At 70.1% G+C, this 13,070-nt stretch carries 11 protein-coding genes; 9 read left to right on the forward strand and 2 right to left on the reverse strand.

The window, feature by feature from the left end:
• Window positions 1-296 precede the first annotated feature (296 nt).
• From ABD858_RS06140 to ABD858_RS06165, 6 genes are all read left to right on the forward strand, one after another.
• Window positions 297-650 carry a hypothetical protein gene (locus ABD858_RS06140; RefSeq protein ID WP_345035090.1) on the forward strand — a complete coding sequence of 118 codons (354 nt, stop codon included), beginning with the start codon at window positions 297-299 and terminating at the stop codon, window positions 648-650.
• A 1-nt stretch (window position 651) separates the two neighbouring features.
• On the forward strand, window positions 652-1,746 hold the full coding sequence (locus tag ABD858_RS06145; protein ID WP_345035091.1) for a GNAT family N-acetyltransferase: 1,095 nt from the start codon (window positions 652-654) through the stop codon (window positions 1,744-1,746).
• 359 nt (window positions 1,747-2,105) lie between these two features.
• Window positions 2,106-2,927: a glycosyltransferase family 2 protein gene (locus ABD858_RS06150; RefSeq protein ID WP_345035093.1), complete on the forward strand. Its 822-nt coding sequence runs from the start codon at window positions 2,106-2,108 to the stop codon at window positions 2,925-2,927.
• Window positions 2,924-3,919 carry a glycosyltransferase family 2 protein gene (locus ABD858_RS06155; protein WP_345035094.1) on the forward strand — a complete coding sequence of 332 codons (996 nt, stop codon included), beginning with the start codon at window positions 2,924-2,926 and terminating at the stop codon, window positions 3,917-3,919. The genes ABD858_RS06150 and ABD858_RS06155 overlap by 4 nt, the downstream gene beginning before the upstream one ends.
• 20 nt (window positions 3,920-3,939) lie before the next feature.
• Window positions 3,940-4,713 (forward strand): polysaccharide deacetylase family protein, encoded by a 774-nt coding sequence (locus ABD858_RS06160; protein WP_345044296.1) that lies wholly within the window; start codon window positions 3,940-3,942, stop codon window positions 4,711-4,713.
• Window positions 4,706-8,386 carry a lipopolysaccharide biosynthesis protein gene (locus ABD858_RS06165; RefSeq protein WP_345035096.1) on the forward strand — a complete coding sequence of 1,227 codons (3,681 nt, stop codon included), beginning with the start codon at window positions 4,706-4,708 and terminating at the stop codon, window positions 8,384-8,386. Before ABD858_RS06160 ends, ABD858_RS06165 begins: the two co-directional genes overlap by 8 nt.
• 191 nt (window positions 8,387-8,577) lie before the next feature.
• Here the strand turns inward: ABD858_RS06165 and ABD858_RS06170 are convergent, their stop codons facing one another.
• A complete protein-coding gene (locus ABD858_RS06170; RefSeq protein WP_345035097.1) occupies window positions 8,578-9,996 on the reverse strand; it encodes a glycoside hydrolase family protein in 1,419 nt (472 codons plus the stop codon).
• 114 nt (window positions 9,997-10,110) lie between these two features.
• On the opposite strand from ABD858_RS06170, the gene ABD858_RS06175 reads away from it, so the two are divergent.
• Entirely contained in the window at window positions 10,111-11,205 is a 1,095-nt protein-coding gene (locus ABD858_RS06175) for a DUF5925 domain-containing protein (protein ID WP_345035098.1), read from the forward strand.
• A 21-nt stretch (window positions 11,206-11,226) separates the two neighbouring features.
• Here the strand turns inward: ABD858_RS06175 and ABD858_RS06180 are convergent, their stop codons facing one another.
• Entirely contained in the window at window positions 11,227-11,601 is a 375-nt protein-coding gene (locus tag ABD858_RS06180) for a GntR family transcriptional regulator (RefSeq protein WP_345035099.1), read from the reverse strand.
• A gap of 70 nt (window positions 11,602-11,671) precedes the next feature.
• Between ABD858_RS06180 and ABD858_RS06185 the strand changes: the two genes are divergently transcribed.
• Both ABD858_RS06185 and ABD858_RS06190 read left to right on the forward strand, forming a co-directional pair.
• Window positions 11,672-12,592 carry a GNAT family N-acetyltransferase gene (locus tag ABD858_RS06185; RefSeq protein WP_345035100.1) on the forward strand — a complete coding sequence of 307 codons (921 nt, stop codon included), beginning with the start codon at window positions 11,672-11,674 and terminating at the stop codon, window positions 12,590-12,592.
• On the forward strand, window positions 12,573-13,055 hold the full coding sequence (locus tag ABD858_RS06190) for a ribonuclease FAU-1 family protein (protein ID WP_345035101.1): 483 nt from the start codon (window positions 12,573-12,575) through the stop codon (window positions 13,053-13,055). Before ABD858_RS06185 ends, ABD858_RS06190 begins: the two co-directional genes overlap by 20 nt.
• Window positions 13,056-13,070: the final 15 nt, after the last annotated feature.

Here is a 13,070-nt window from a genome sequence, read left to right on the forward strand (position 1 = left end):
CACAGCAAGCGGAAGTGCTCATGCCAAAAACATTCGGCGTAGAAAAATTCACGGACCTGACGTTTCACAACCGCTGCGCTTACGGAAAATGACACACCGTCACCGAACGCGTGAGGCGTATGACACCTCCGGGAACGTTCGCACACCCCTCTGCGTCCTTGACGCGGCTCCCTCACCTGCGCGACATTGAAGCCCGGCATCCGGCGCTTCGGGGGGCAAAGTCGCCAATGCAGACCTTCAGTGACAGTGCGACAGCAGGCAGCGGGCAGTCGGCTTCCGACCAGGGCGGTGATACCGTGCCGGCTCTCGCGGGCGCGGCGGTCTCCGTGTCGGCGGTGGGCGCGGTGCTGGCGCTCACCGATCTGGCCTCTCCGCTGCGCGCACCTTTCGTTCTCTTCTTCCTTCTTGCCGCTCCGGCCTCGGCGCTGGCCTTCGGCTTACGGGGCCTGGAACCGCTGGGGCGGCTCGTGGCGTCGTTGGCAGGGGCAGTCGCGATCGATCTGCTGATCGCGCAGGCGATGCTGGCCATGCACATATGGTCGGTCCGGGGTGGGATCGCGGCGGTTGCCGGGACAAGCGCCCTCCTCTTCCTCCTGCTGGCACTGGTACGGCTCCGAGAGGGCCGTACGGCGAGAAGGCAGAGGTCCTGACGTGGACATCACCGTGCACAGGCCGGGTGAACTGACCGCAGCCGACAGGGCGTCCTGGACCGTCATGCAGTCCAAGGCCCATCTGCACGGTTCACCCGAACTGGCAAACCCCTTCCTGTCGGCGGAGTTCGCCCTCGCGGTCGGCCGCTGCCGACGCGGAGTGCGGATAGCCGTCGCACGGGAGGACGGCGAGCCCGCTGCGTTCTTCCCGTACCAGAGATCGGCCGCCGGCGTCGGCCGGGCCGTCGGACTCGGGGTCTCCGACTGCCAGGGCCTCGTGCACAGGCCCGGGTTCAGCTGGGACGCGCGCGAGCTGTTGCGGGCCTGCGGGCTCGCGGTGTGGGAGTTCGACCATCTGGCGCAGGGACAGCAGCCGTTCGAGGCCGACGCCACCGGGTCGTACCCCTCACCCGTGATGGACATCGACCAGGGTTACGACGCCTACCTCGCGCATCTGCGCGCGCAGTCACCCAAGTTCACCCGGACGACCCTGGCCAAGGAGCGCAAGCTCGGCAGGGACATCGGCGAGGTGCGCTATGTGCACGACGAGCGCGACCCGCAGGTGCTGCGCACCCTCATGCGGTGGAAGTCCGCCCAGTACCGCAGAACCGGCCGCAGCGACCGGTTCGCCCACCCGTGGATCGCCCGGCTCGCCGAGCAGCTGTTCCACACCGGTTCCGATTCCTTCGGCGGGCTTCTCTCGGTCCTCTACGCCGGCGGCCGGCCGGTCGCCGCCCATTTCGGACTGCGCTCCGAACGGATCATCAGCTGCTGGTTCCCGGCCTATGATCCGGAGTTCTCGAAATATTCGCCCGGCCTGATCCTTCATCTGCGGATGGCCGAGGCGGCCGCCGCCGACGGAATCGCCTATCTCGACCTCGGCCGCGGCCAGAAGGAATACAAGGACTCCCTCAAGACGCGTGAACTCATGGTCTTCGAGGGCTGGGTGACACGCCGTCATCCAGTGGCCCTGGGACACCGGGCACATCGTGTGCCGGTACGGGCCCTGCGCAATACCGTCCTCTCCCGGCCCGAGTTGTTCGAGCCGGCCGACCGACTCCTCAAACGGATGGGAAGAATCCGAATACGCGCGTGACAAGCGTGAAGAGCAGGGGTCAAAAACATAAAAAAGTGAGACCACGTTCCAGGTCTTGCCATAGGGTCCCAATCATCAATACCGTCGTACATCCACCCGCATCGGTCCATCATGCAAGCGGCTCAAGGGGAGGGCTCTAGCGTCGCGATGGCTGCCGGAGCGGGGCGCGGTAGGGGGGTGCCGTGCTCGGCCTGCACGTGGGCCGAGTCGTGTTCCGCGCGGCAAGCAAAGCCAGCTCACCCGACCAGCACGGTGGTCGATACCTGCATGACCGGGGTGAGAACCCCCCTTTCGAACCGGACACTCATCCGGACTGCCCGGGGGCGGGCGGTCCACCGGACGAGAGGGACGTCAGACTCATGAGTTCTTTCCTGCGCCCGGCGGTTTCGGACATCGGCCGAATACCGAGCCAGTACCGGCCGGTCTCCTCGCATCTCGCCATCGCACCGCAGGTGAGCGTCGTGATACCCGCCATGAACGAGGCGGAGAATCTTCCGTACGTCTTCAAGACGCTCCCCGACTGGATCCACGAAGTGGTCCTGGTCGACGGGAATTCCACCGACGACACCGTCGAGGTCGCGCGTGAACTGTGGCCCGACGTCAAGGTCGTCAAGCAGCAGGGCAAGGGCAAGGGCGACGCGCTGATCAGCGGATTCGCCGCCTGCACCGGCGAAATCATCGTGATGGTCGACGCCGACGGCTCGGCCGACGGCGAGGAGATCGTCAGCTATGTGTCCGCACTCGTCTCGGGCGCGGACTTCGCCAAGGGATCCCGCTTCGCCAACGGCGGCGGCACGGACGACATGACCCCGATCCGCAAGCTCGGCAACCGGGTGCTGTGCGCCGTGGTCAACGCCAAGTTCGGCGCCCGCTACACCGACCTGTGCTACGGCTACAACGCCTTCTGGCGGCACTGCCTCGACGAGATCACCCTCGACTGCACCGGCTTCGAGGTCGAGACCCTGATGAACATCCGGGTCGTCAAGGCCGGGCTGAAGGTCCAGGAGATCCCCAGCCATGAGTACGTCCGGATCCACGGCGTCAGCAACCTCAGCGCCGTGCGGGACGGGCTGCGGGTGCTGAAGGTGATCCTCAAGGAGAGGGGCGTCCGCCGCACCGGGCGGCGCACCCCGCACCGGGTCCTGGGCGGCCTCAACGCCAAGCGGGGAGAGGTGTCTTGACGCCTCGTGACATCTCCGTGGTGATCTGCGTGTACACCGAGGACCGCTGGGAGGACATCCTCGCGGCGGTCTCCTCGGTGCGGCAGCAGTCCCTGCCCGCCCTCGAGACGCTGCTGATCGTGGACCACAACCCGGCACTGCTCGAACGGCTCGGCAAGGAGTTCCGGGAGACCGGGGAGGTGCGGGTGCTCGCCAACGCGGGCCCCCGCGGCCTCTCGGCCGGCCGCAACACCGGGATCGCCGCCGCCCGCGGCGAGATCGTGGCGTTCCTCGACGACGACGCCGTGGCCGAGCGCGACTGGCTGCGCCACTTCGACGGGGGCTACGACGACCCGCGGGTGATGGCCGTCGGCGGACGCACCATGCCGGCCTGGGCCTCGGGCCGCCGGCCGGTGTGGTTCCCCGAGGAGTTCGACTGGGTCGTCGGCTGTACGTACAAGGGGCTGCCGCCCGGCCGAGTACGAGTGCGCAATGTGCTCGGCGGGAACGCCTCGTTCCGCAAGTCGGTCTTCGAAGCCGCCGGCGGCTTCGCGACGGGCATCGGCCGGGACGGCGACAAGCGCCCCCTGGGCTGCGAGGAGACCGAACTGTGCATCCGGCTCAGCGCGGCGCTCCCGCAGGCCGTGCTGCTGATCGACGACCGTGCGGTGATCCACCACCGGGTCCCGGCCGCGCGCGAGCGCTTCGGCTATTTCCGCACCCGGGCCTACGCCGAGGGGCTGTCGAAGGCCCTCGTGGCTCGAAGTGTGGGCGCGGGCAGGGGACTCGAGTCCGAGCGCCGCTACACCACCCGCGTCCTGCCGGCCGGGGTGGCCCGCGGCCTGCGCGACGCCCTGCTCGGCCGCCCCGGCGGAGCGGGCCGGGCGGGGGCCATTGTGGCCGGGGTTGCGGCAGCGGCGGGAGGGTATGTCCTCGGAAGTGTCCGCTCCCGCGGAGGCGGAACGTTTCAGGTACCACGCATTGATCCCGTACCGGGGGGTGAGGGTCAGTGAACGAAGCCGTACCGATTCTGATGTACCACGCCGTGGGGCACCGTCCCGCCGAGGCGGCGTACGGGCTCTCCGTCTCCCCCGAGGCCTTCGCCGAGCAGATGGAGCTTCTCTCGGAGCATGGCTTCACACCACTGACGACGGCGGAGCTCGCCGGCACCTGGCGGAGATCGGGCCCGCTCCCGGCACGCCCGGTGCTGATCACCTTCGACGACGGGTACGAAGGCGTGCACCGCCACGCCCTGCCCGCGCTCGTCAAGCACGGCTTCCCGTCGACCCTCTTCGTCTCCACCGGCTGGCTGCGCGGCCCGTACGACGAAGGGGGCGCCCTGGACACCATGCTCGACTGGGGCCAGGTGCGTGAACTCGTCGGCGCGGGCACCGAGATCGGCGGCCACAGCCACAGCCATCCGCAGCTGGACCAGCTCGACGACGAACGGCTGTGGTACGAGACGGTGCGCTGCCGGGAGATCCTCACCGAGGAGCTCGGCGAGCGGCCCGTCTCGTTCGCCTATCCCTACGGCTACTCCGACCGACGGGTGCGCCAGGCCGTGCGGAGGGCCGGCTATGCGCAGTCCCTCGCCGTGGGAAACGCACTCGCCGAGCGCCGCCAGGGACCCTACGCCCTGCGGCGGGTGACCGTGCGGCGGAGCACCGGTATCGAGGAGTTCGAGCGACTGGTCGAAGGCCGGTCGATCGCCCGTAACTTCGCCAGGGACCGTGTCCTCACCCAGGGATACGCCCTCGTCCGCAGAACCCGACAGGCGCGCCGGAAGGTAAGCAGAATCCGTGTCTGACACGACCACCGCCCAGGCCGACAACCCGACGACTCAGACACAGTCGTCGGGCAGGCGACTTCGTCTGCCGGGAAGGGGCGGTGGGAGTCCGCTCTTCCGCAATGCCTACGCCCTGATGGTCAACACCGGGATCAGCGCGCTGCTCGGCCTGGGCTTCTGGCTGGCCGCCGCCCGCTACTACTCCGAGGACGCGGTCGGTCAGGGCTCCGCCGCGATCGCGGCGATGAAGTTCCTCGCCGGGATCACCGCGGTGACCCTGACCGGTGCGCTGGCCCGGTTCATCCCGGTGGCCGGCAACACCACCGGCAAGCTGGTGTTCCGTACCTACGCGGGCAGTTCGCTGATCGTCGGTCTCGCAGCGGTCGTCTTCCTGCTGACCCTGGACTTCTGGGGTCCCTCGTACCGCTTCCTGCACGGGCCGCTGAACGGACTCGGCTTCATCGCGGCAGTGATCGCCTGGTCGCTGCTCACCCTCCAGGACGGCGTACTGACCGGACTGCGCAGCGCTTTCTGGGTGCCCGTCGGCAACACCGTCTTCTCCGCGGTGAAGCTGGCGCTCCTGGTGGCGATCGCCGTCTCGGTGCCCACCGCCGGTGTCTTCGTCTCGTGGGTCGCCGCGATCGCGGTGTCCGTGGTGCCGCTGGGTTGGCTGGTCTTCCGCCGGCTGGTGCCGCGGCACGTCGAGCTGACCGCGAAGACCGCGAACCCGCCCTCCTACCGGGAGCTGGGGCGTTTCCTGGCCGGTGACTACACCGGGTCGCTGTTCGCGCTTGCCGTCGTCTACCTGGTGCCGGTGATCGTGGCCTCGCAGGTCAGCTCGGCCGACAACGCGTACTTCTACATCACCGCGACCATCGGCGGCACAGTCGAGCTCCTGGCGATCAACATGGGCGCCTCCCTGACCGTGGAGGGCGCGCACGACCCGGCGCAGCTGGGACGCAACACCCGTGCCGCGCTGCTGCGCATGACCAAGATCGTCCTGCCCATCTGTCTCGTCCTCTTCGTCCTGGCCCCGCACATCCTCCGGGTGTTCGGCGAGGGATACGCCCAGGGCGCGACCCCGCTGTTGCGCTGGCTGGTCGTCGGCGCTGCGCTGCGGGTCGTCATCGAGCTCTACTTCGCGGTGCTGCGCGCCCAGAGCCGGACCGCCGGACTCGCCTATTTGCAGGGCGCGTTGTGTGTACTGGTGCTCGGCTCGACACTGGCGCTGCTGCCTCAGATGGGGCTCACGGGTGTGGGACTCGCGGAGGTGGCCAGCCTCTCCGTGATCGCCGCCGTCGCCGCGTACAAGCTGTACGGGGTGCTCAAGGCCGCCCCCGCGGCAGGGCCCGCGGAGACGGCCGCGGACGCGGCCTCGTCCGACGGGGACCTCGCGGACCTGGGCGTGGAGCAGGACGAGCCCGGTGAGACGGAACTCCCGGACGGGGACGACGCCGCGCCGGAGCCGACCGGCCCCCGCTGGGCGCTGCGCGCCGCGCTCGACCCCGACGTCACACCACCGATCGGCGTGCGGGTGGACTTCGACCACCCGGAACGCCGTCCGGACCTGCGTCCGGGACCGGACACCCCGGCACCGGGCACACCGGCGCTCACCGACCCGGCCACCCCGGCCGTGCCCGTCGCGGAGCCGCCGGCCGGCACCACCGCACGCCGCGGACTCCGGACAGCCGGGCCCGAGCTGGGCATCGGCCTTCTGCTCGCATCCGCGCTGGCCCTGTACTGGTGGCCGATACGCGGCTTCGGCGAGGCCGAGCTGGACCGTATGGGCGGGCTCGGGCTGATCTCCGTACTGCCGGCCGCGACGCTGCTCGGCGCCGCACTGCTGATCCTCTCCTTCGCGTCACTGCTGTGGCTGAACCGGCCGCGTACGGTCCTGCTGACGGTGGTGCTGCTGGCCACGGTCGTGTCCCTGCACGGACTGCCTGCCGTACTGGAGGCCGAGCCCCGGTTCGCCACCGCCTGGCAGCACCTCGGCTTCATGGACTACATCGACCGGTCCGGCACCGCGGTGCCGGACCTGGACGCACGCTGGAGCTGGCCCGGATTCTTCGCGCTCGCCACGTTCGTCGCGAAGGCGTGCGGCGTCTCGGACATGACCGAGGTGATCCGCTGGTGGCCGATGACCATCCAGCTGCTCTACCTCCCCCCGCTGTTCCTGCTGACGCGTGCGCTGCGGGCGAGCTGGCGGGCGAAGTGGACCGGCGCCTGGATCTTCGTACTGAGCGGCTGGGTGGGCCAGGACTACTTCTCGCCGCAGGGCTTCACCTACCTGCTCTATCTGGCCTTCGTGGCGGTCCTGCTGGTGTGGTTCCGCGAACCCCGGATGCTGTGGGCGAGGCGCCGCCCCGGCGAGGCAGAGGTGCGTCCGGCGCGACGCCTCGAGAAGGCGGTGCTGCTGCTGGTCCTCGTGGCGCTGTTCGCCGGTACGGTGCCGGCGCACCAGCTGACGCCGTTCGTGATGCTGGGCGTCCTGACGGCACTGGTGCTGCTCGGCCGCTCGGAACTGCGCGGGCTGCCACTGCTGTTCGGCGTGCTGGTCGTGGTCTGGGTGGGCTTCTTCGCCGAGCCGTACTGGTCGGGTCACTTCGACGAACTGTTCGGCGGAGTCGGCGGGGTCGGCGGCAATGTGACCTCGTCCGTGTCGGGACGCATCGAAGGCGGCAACTCCACGCACAAGCTGGTGCTGTACTCGCGGGTGGCGATGGCCGGCTCGGTGATGGCGCTGGCCTGCTACGGCTGGTGGCGGCGGCGCGAGAACGGATACGCCGAGCGCGCGCTGCTGGTACTGGCCTTCGTGCCGTTCCTGGGCTTCGGCATGCAGTCGTACGGCGGCGAGATGGCCCTGCGCGTCTTCATGTTCGCGCTGCCGGGCGCCGCGCTGCTCTGCGCGCTCGCCCTCTTCCCGCGCACCGGCGTCACCGCGGCGGAGCGGGACAAGGACCGGGTCAGCCTCGCGCCGCTGGCCGCTCTGATGGCCGGGCTGGTGCTGCTCGGCGGCTTCCTGGTGGCCCGCTGGGGCAATGAGCCGTTCGAGCGGATCAGGCCGGGCGAGGTCGCCGCGATGGAGTACGTCTACGCGCACGACGAGCCGACGGTCCGGCTGCTGTGGATGAGCAACGACACCGTCGACAACGTCACCCCCGCCATGCCCTGGGGCGCCCGGGACATGGAGAAGGTCAGCTACGTACCGACGCTCGCCCCGAGGGACCCGGTGCTGGTCGCCAGTCTGGTCAAGGCACTGAAGGACGCCGGCCCGCACTCGTACCTCATGGTCAACCGCAGCCAGTCGGTCTATCTCCAGCTCGACGCGGGCTACTCGGCCGCCTGGGAGAAGCGCCTGGTACACAATCTCGACGCCCGGCCGGAGCTGAAGAAGGTCCTGTCCAACACGGATGTCTCGATGTACGCGCTGAAGATCCAGCCGGACGGCACGGTGGCCGAGCCCAAGCCCGGCCCGGCCGGGCCGAGGATCACCTGGACACCCTGGTCGGTGGTGGGCGCGCTGGCCGCGCTGGCACTGATCGTGCTGCTGACGGCACGCGAGATCGTGCGCGTCGCCGTCCGGCCGGGAGTCAAGCGGCTGCGCCGGCTGCAGTCCACGTTCTGGTTCGCACTACCGCTGCTGGCGCTGCTGCTGGCGTCACTGGTCCAACGGTTCATGACGCTCTCTTGAGCGCTCGGCTCGCCTCCGGGGCGCTCAAGGCCCTGTCGACGGTCGGCAGTGCTCGGTTTGCTCACGCGGCTGCAGCCGCATATCGACTGCAGCCCTCGCAAACCTGCGCGCGGTCTCCCTTCCGACAGGGCCGCGCCCCTTCGACTCGCTCGCGACGGCCCTGAAGGGGGATGCCCAGGGCCCGCGGTGGCTCAGCGCTCGAGCCACCGCACGCCATACGCCGGCATGTCGAAGGTCTTCCCGTCGACCCGCGCCTGGATGGCCCTGTTCAGTGTGTTGACCACCAGGACCGCCTTGTCGTCCGCCAGCACCCGGACGTTCGGTACGTCGTCCTGGGCGATGTCCACCGTCTCGTAACGCGTCCCCGGCGGGAACTCCTTGCCGAAACGCTTCACCAGGTCCAGCATCGGCAGTCCGCTCCCGCCGTCACCGAGCTGCGTGGCCCGCCACAGACAGCCGGCGCAGGCGGCACCCTTCTTCTGCGGGTTCCAGTAGAAGCCGCTGCTCGCCCCGCCACGCACCATCGCCATCATCCCGGTGGCCTGGACGGCGACACGTTGCGCCTCGCTCCAGCCTTCCCGGTCGTCGTCATCGTCGCCCGGCTCGACGTAGTACTCCGCCCACCAGAGCGGCAGCCCGCCGGACTGCTGCTTCACCCACTGGCTCACCGCCGTCAGCTTCTCCGTCGCCCGGAACGGGTCCGGCAGCAGCTCGTCGTCACGGGTGTAGCTGGAGCCGTCGACGACCACGAAGTCCGCGCCCGCCTTGTTCCTGTTCCAGTAGCCGAAGGCGTCGAGGACCCGCTGGTCGATGCTGCCCCACGGCCCCTTGAGCGCCGACGCGTACGTCGTGTCGCGCGGTTCGTAGCTGTCCATGACCAGATACGGGCCGCCGACCAGATTCTCCTTGTTCACCTTCTTGAGCGCCGCGTACACCAGGTTGTAGAGCCGGGTGTAGCCCTCGTAGTCCCACCGTTTCCTGGAGTCGTCGAAGAAACCCTTGAACTCGTTCCAGACGATGAAGTGGCGGACATCCGGATAGCGTTTGGCGACCGTTGCCGCCAGTTCGGCGAAGTCCTCGTAGTGGGCCGGGCTGGGCGCCGTCTCCAGCGCCCGCTGGCTCCAGTCCGTGTTCTTCGCGCCCGCCTTGCCGCCCTTCATCCAGTCCGGCGCGCAGCACAGGGTGATCACCGGTGTGCCACCGGTGCTGCGGATGAAGTCGATACGGCGGTCCAGCGCCTCGAACTGATAACGGCCGGGCGAGGGCTCGGGATTGTCCGCGCCCCACCCCATGAGGTGCTGGTTCTGCGGCAGCGGCTGCGCGGACAGCAGCCGCTCCGCCTGCCGGATCGACCCCGGCTTCCCCTCGTCGGCGCTGTACTGCGTATGCGTGAAGCCCCACCCCACGTCCGGCTTCGGCCGGGCAGGCGGCGTCGCGGGCGTACCGTGCACCCTGTCGCCGTCGGCCGAGGTCCCCGGGTCGGCGCCCTCGCCGTTGCCGGGCTGGATGCTGCACATGGTCAGGAGAAGTGCGAGTGCGACTGCGCCCGTGCCGAGCAGAGCGGTGAGCCGCCACCGCCGTGCCCCCGTGTTCCACCCATGACGTCCCATCAAGACCAATGGTATCGGCGGCGGTTGGCATTCCGGCAGGTTTCCGCAGGTTCCGCCCGAACGGGACCGGCAAACCGGATGCGCGGCCGGTCCCTGTGCCGGATCATGGACGCCATGTCCGCCAACCCAGAGGCCACGCTGCCGATCCGGCTGAACGTGGACGACAGCGATTCCCCCTCCGACGTCGTCGACGTGCTGTTCCTCGGCCGCTTCGCGTCCGGCGAGCAGCCCTTCTCCCACAGCTCCTCCATCGACCGCGTCAAGTCCGGCGCCACCCTGCTGCCGCCGTCCGCGACCGTGCTGCGCACCGCCCGCGACGACGACCGCAGCGCGACGCTCGCCGAGGGCGACGGCTGGACCCTGCTCATCTCCCGCTGGAACCGCAGCGCCGACGTGACGGTGACGGCGGTCAGTGAAGAACTGGCCGCGAAGGTACTGCGGCAGGCGACGGACGGCGCCGAGGACGAACCGGAACCGGTGCCCGAGAACGTCACCATGGGCTTCTGGTACGTCTCGCCGCGACGCGGCCCGCATCGCACCACCCGCCAGATCGCCGCCGGCACCTGGGAGGAGGTCCGGCCCAACTACACCGCGCCGGTCGCCGACGCCATGGACCGGCTGATGAAGGTCACCCCCGAGGACATCGCCGGCCGGCTGCTGCTGCTCCACGGACCGCCCGGCACCGGCAAGACCTCGGCACTGCGCACCCTGGCCCGCTCCTGGCGGGACTGGTGCCAGGTGGACTGCGTCCTGGACCCGGAGCGGCTCTTCAACGACGTCGGCTATCTGATGGACATCGCCATCGGCGAGGACGAGGGCACCTCGAAGGGCCGCTGGCGGCTCCTGCTCCTCGAGGACTGCGACGAGCTGATCCGCGGAGAGGCCAAGCACACCGCGGGGCAGGCCCTGTCCCGGCTGCTGAACCTGACCGACGGACTGCTCGGCCAGGGCCGCAACGTCCTGGTCGGCGTGACGACGAACGAGGATCTGGAGCGCCTCCACCCCGCGGTCGTCCGCCCCGGCCGCTGCCTGGCCCGTATCGAGGTCGGCCCGCTGACCCGCGAGGAGTCGGTGTCCTGGCTCGGCAGCGAGGAGGGGGTCGGCCGCGACGGCGCCACGCTGGCAGAGCTCTTCGCCCTGCGCCGCGGCACCGGCCCGGCCGCGATCCCGGCCCGGGACAGGGGTCCGGACGCGGGGCTGTACCTCTGACCGGGGGCACCCCGGCCCGGGTCAGCCCTCGTACGCCGCGCGCAGGGCGTCCTCGACCACGGCCAGCGCATCCGCGCGGTCCAGTCCGAGCCGCCTGACGCGTTCCGCGAAGGCCTGCGCCGCGGCCGCGGCCTCGCGGCTCGCGGCGTCACCGGCCGCGGCGACGAACGTACCGTGGCGGCCGCGGGTCTCGATCACACCGTCCGCCTCCAGCGTGCGGTACGCCTTGGCAACGGTGTTCGCGGCGAGGCCGAGCTCCTCGGCGAGGCCGCGTACGGTGGGGAGCTTGTAGCCCACCGGCAGCGCGCCGGAGCGCGCCTGCTCGGCGATCTGGGTGCGCAGTTGCTCATACGGGGCAATGGCGGCGGCCGGGTCCACGGCGATCTTCAGGGTCACGGCCCGATTGTCCCGCACCCCCGGAAAATGAGAGGCACCACACCAGCCGTCCCACGTAACGTGCCGTTCCATGACACCGATCGTCCGCGACTTCCGCCCCGACGACGCCGAGGCGGTGGCGGCGGTCCGCCGCGCAGCGCTTCCGTTCATGGTGACCACCCCCGAGGGCATCGCCTTCGAAGTGGATCAGGCAAGCCCCGCCGCCCGCTACCGGCTGCTCGTCGCCGAGGAGGACGGTGAGGTGACCGGCACGGCCCGGGTGGGCCTCGCCCATCAGAGCCCCACCCCCGGCCAGGCCTTCGTGAACGCCTATGTGCACCCCGGCCACCGGGGCCGCGGCGCGGGCTCCCTCATCGTGACCACCGCCGAGGCGTACCTCGCGGGCGAGGGCGCCGCCCAGGTCTACTCCTGGGTCCTGGACGAGCCGCACTTCCGAACCTTCGCCGAACGCCGCGGCTACCGGCCCAGCCGCCCCGCCCACTTCCTCCGCCTGGACCTGTCGAACGGCGAGCTGCCGCCGCTCGAGGAGCCGCCCGCCGGGTACGAGCTTCGCGCCGCCGCCGACTTCGCCGACGATCCGCGGCCCCTCTTCGAAGCCGAAGCCGAATGCACGGCGGACGAACCGAGCGACATCGCCGCGGAACTGGACGACTACGAGGACTGGCTGGCCGACACCTGGAGCCATCCGGACCTGGACCGCGACCTCACCATGGTCGCCGTCGCCGACGGCAAGGTCGTGGCCTTCAGCGCCGCCCGCACCGACGGGCACACCCGCTACGCCTCCGGCATGACCGGCACCCTGCGCACCCACCGCGGCCGGGGGCTGGCCAGGCTGGTCAAGAACCACTCCCTGCACCGCGCCCGCGCGGCCGGCTGCACCGAAGCGTTCACCGGCAACGACGCGGACAACGGCCCCATGCTGGCCGTCAACAAATGGTTCGGTTACGACATCTGTGCCACGGAGGTACGTCATGTCCGCGAACTCGGTTGATGTGGTCCTCGTCAAGGCGGGGCGAACGAAGCTCCGTTACCCGGCGGAAGTGATCCGGGACGACGGCACACGCATGACGGTCCGCGCGCCCTGGGCGGCCGTAGGGGCACGGGACTTCGGCTTCGTGCGCTTCGAACCGGGCGATGTCTTCACCGAGCACTACTGGCGCGACCGCTGGTACGCGGTCAAGGAGGTCCGCAGCGGGAACGGCGCTCTCAAGGGCTGGTACTGCGACATAGCCCGCCCCGCCGTGGCCACGGCGGGCGAGCTGGTGTGCGAGGACCTCGACCTCGACCTCTGGCTGTCCGCCGACGGGGCCACGGTGCTGCGCCTGGACGAGGACGAGTTCGCGGAGAGCGGCCTCGCGGACCGCGACCCGGAGGCGGCAGAGAACGCCCGCCGCGCCCTCGACGAACTCGAACTCCTGGCCCGCGACGGCGGCTTCAGCGCATTGCTCGGCTAGGAGCGCCCTGAAGAT

This window comes from Streptomyces sannanensis (genome assembly GCF_039536205.1).
GTDB classification, from domain to species: domain Bacteria; phylum Actinomycetota; class Actinomycetes; order Streptomycetales; family Streptomycetaceae; genus Streptomyces; species Streptomyces sannanensis.

Coding starts and splice junctions, on each gene's coding strand:
- ABD858_RS06175 (WP_345035098.1), top strand. CDS start 10,111: ATGTCCGCCAACCCAGAGGCCACGCTGCCGATCCGGCTGAACGTGGAC.
- ABD858_RS06160 (WP_345044296.1), top strand. CDS start 3,940: ATGTACCACGCCGTGGGGCACCGTCCCGCCGAGGCGGCGTACGGGCTC.
- ABD858_RS06190 (WP_345035101.1), top strand. CDS start 12,573: ATGTCCGCGAACTCGGTTGATGTGGTCCTCGTCAAGGCGGGGCGAACG.
- ABD858_RS06150 (WP_345035093.1), top strand. CDS start 2,106: ATGAGTTCTTTCCTGCGCCCGGCGGTTTCGGACATCGGCCGAATACCG.
- ABD858_RS06185 (WP_345035100.1), top strand. CDS start 11,672: ATGACACCGATCGTCCGCGACTTCCGCCCCGACGACGCCGAGGCGGTG.
- ABD858_RS06170 (WP_345035097.1), bottom strand. CDS start 9,996: ATGGGACGTCATGGGTGGAACACGGGGGCACGGCGGTGGCGGCTCACC.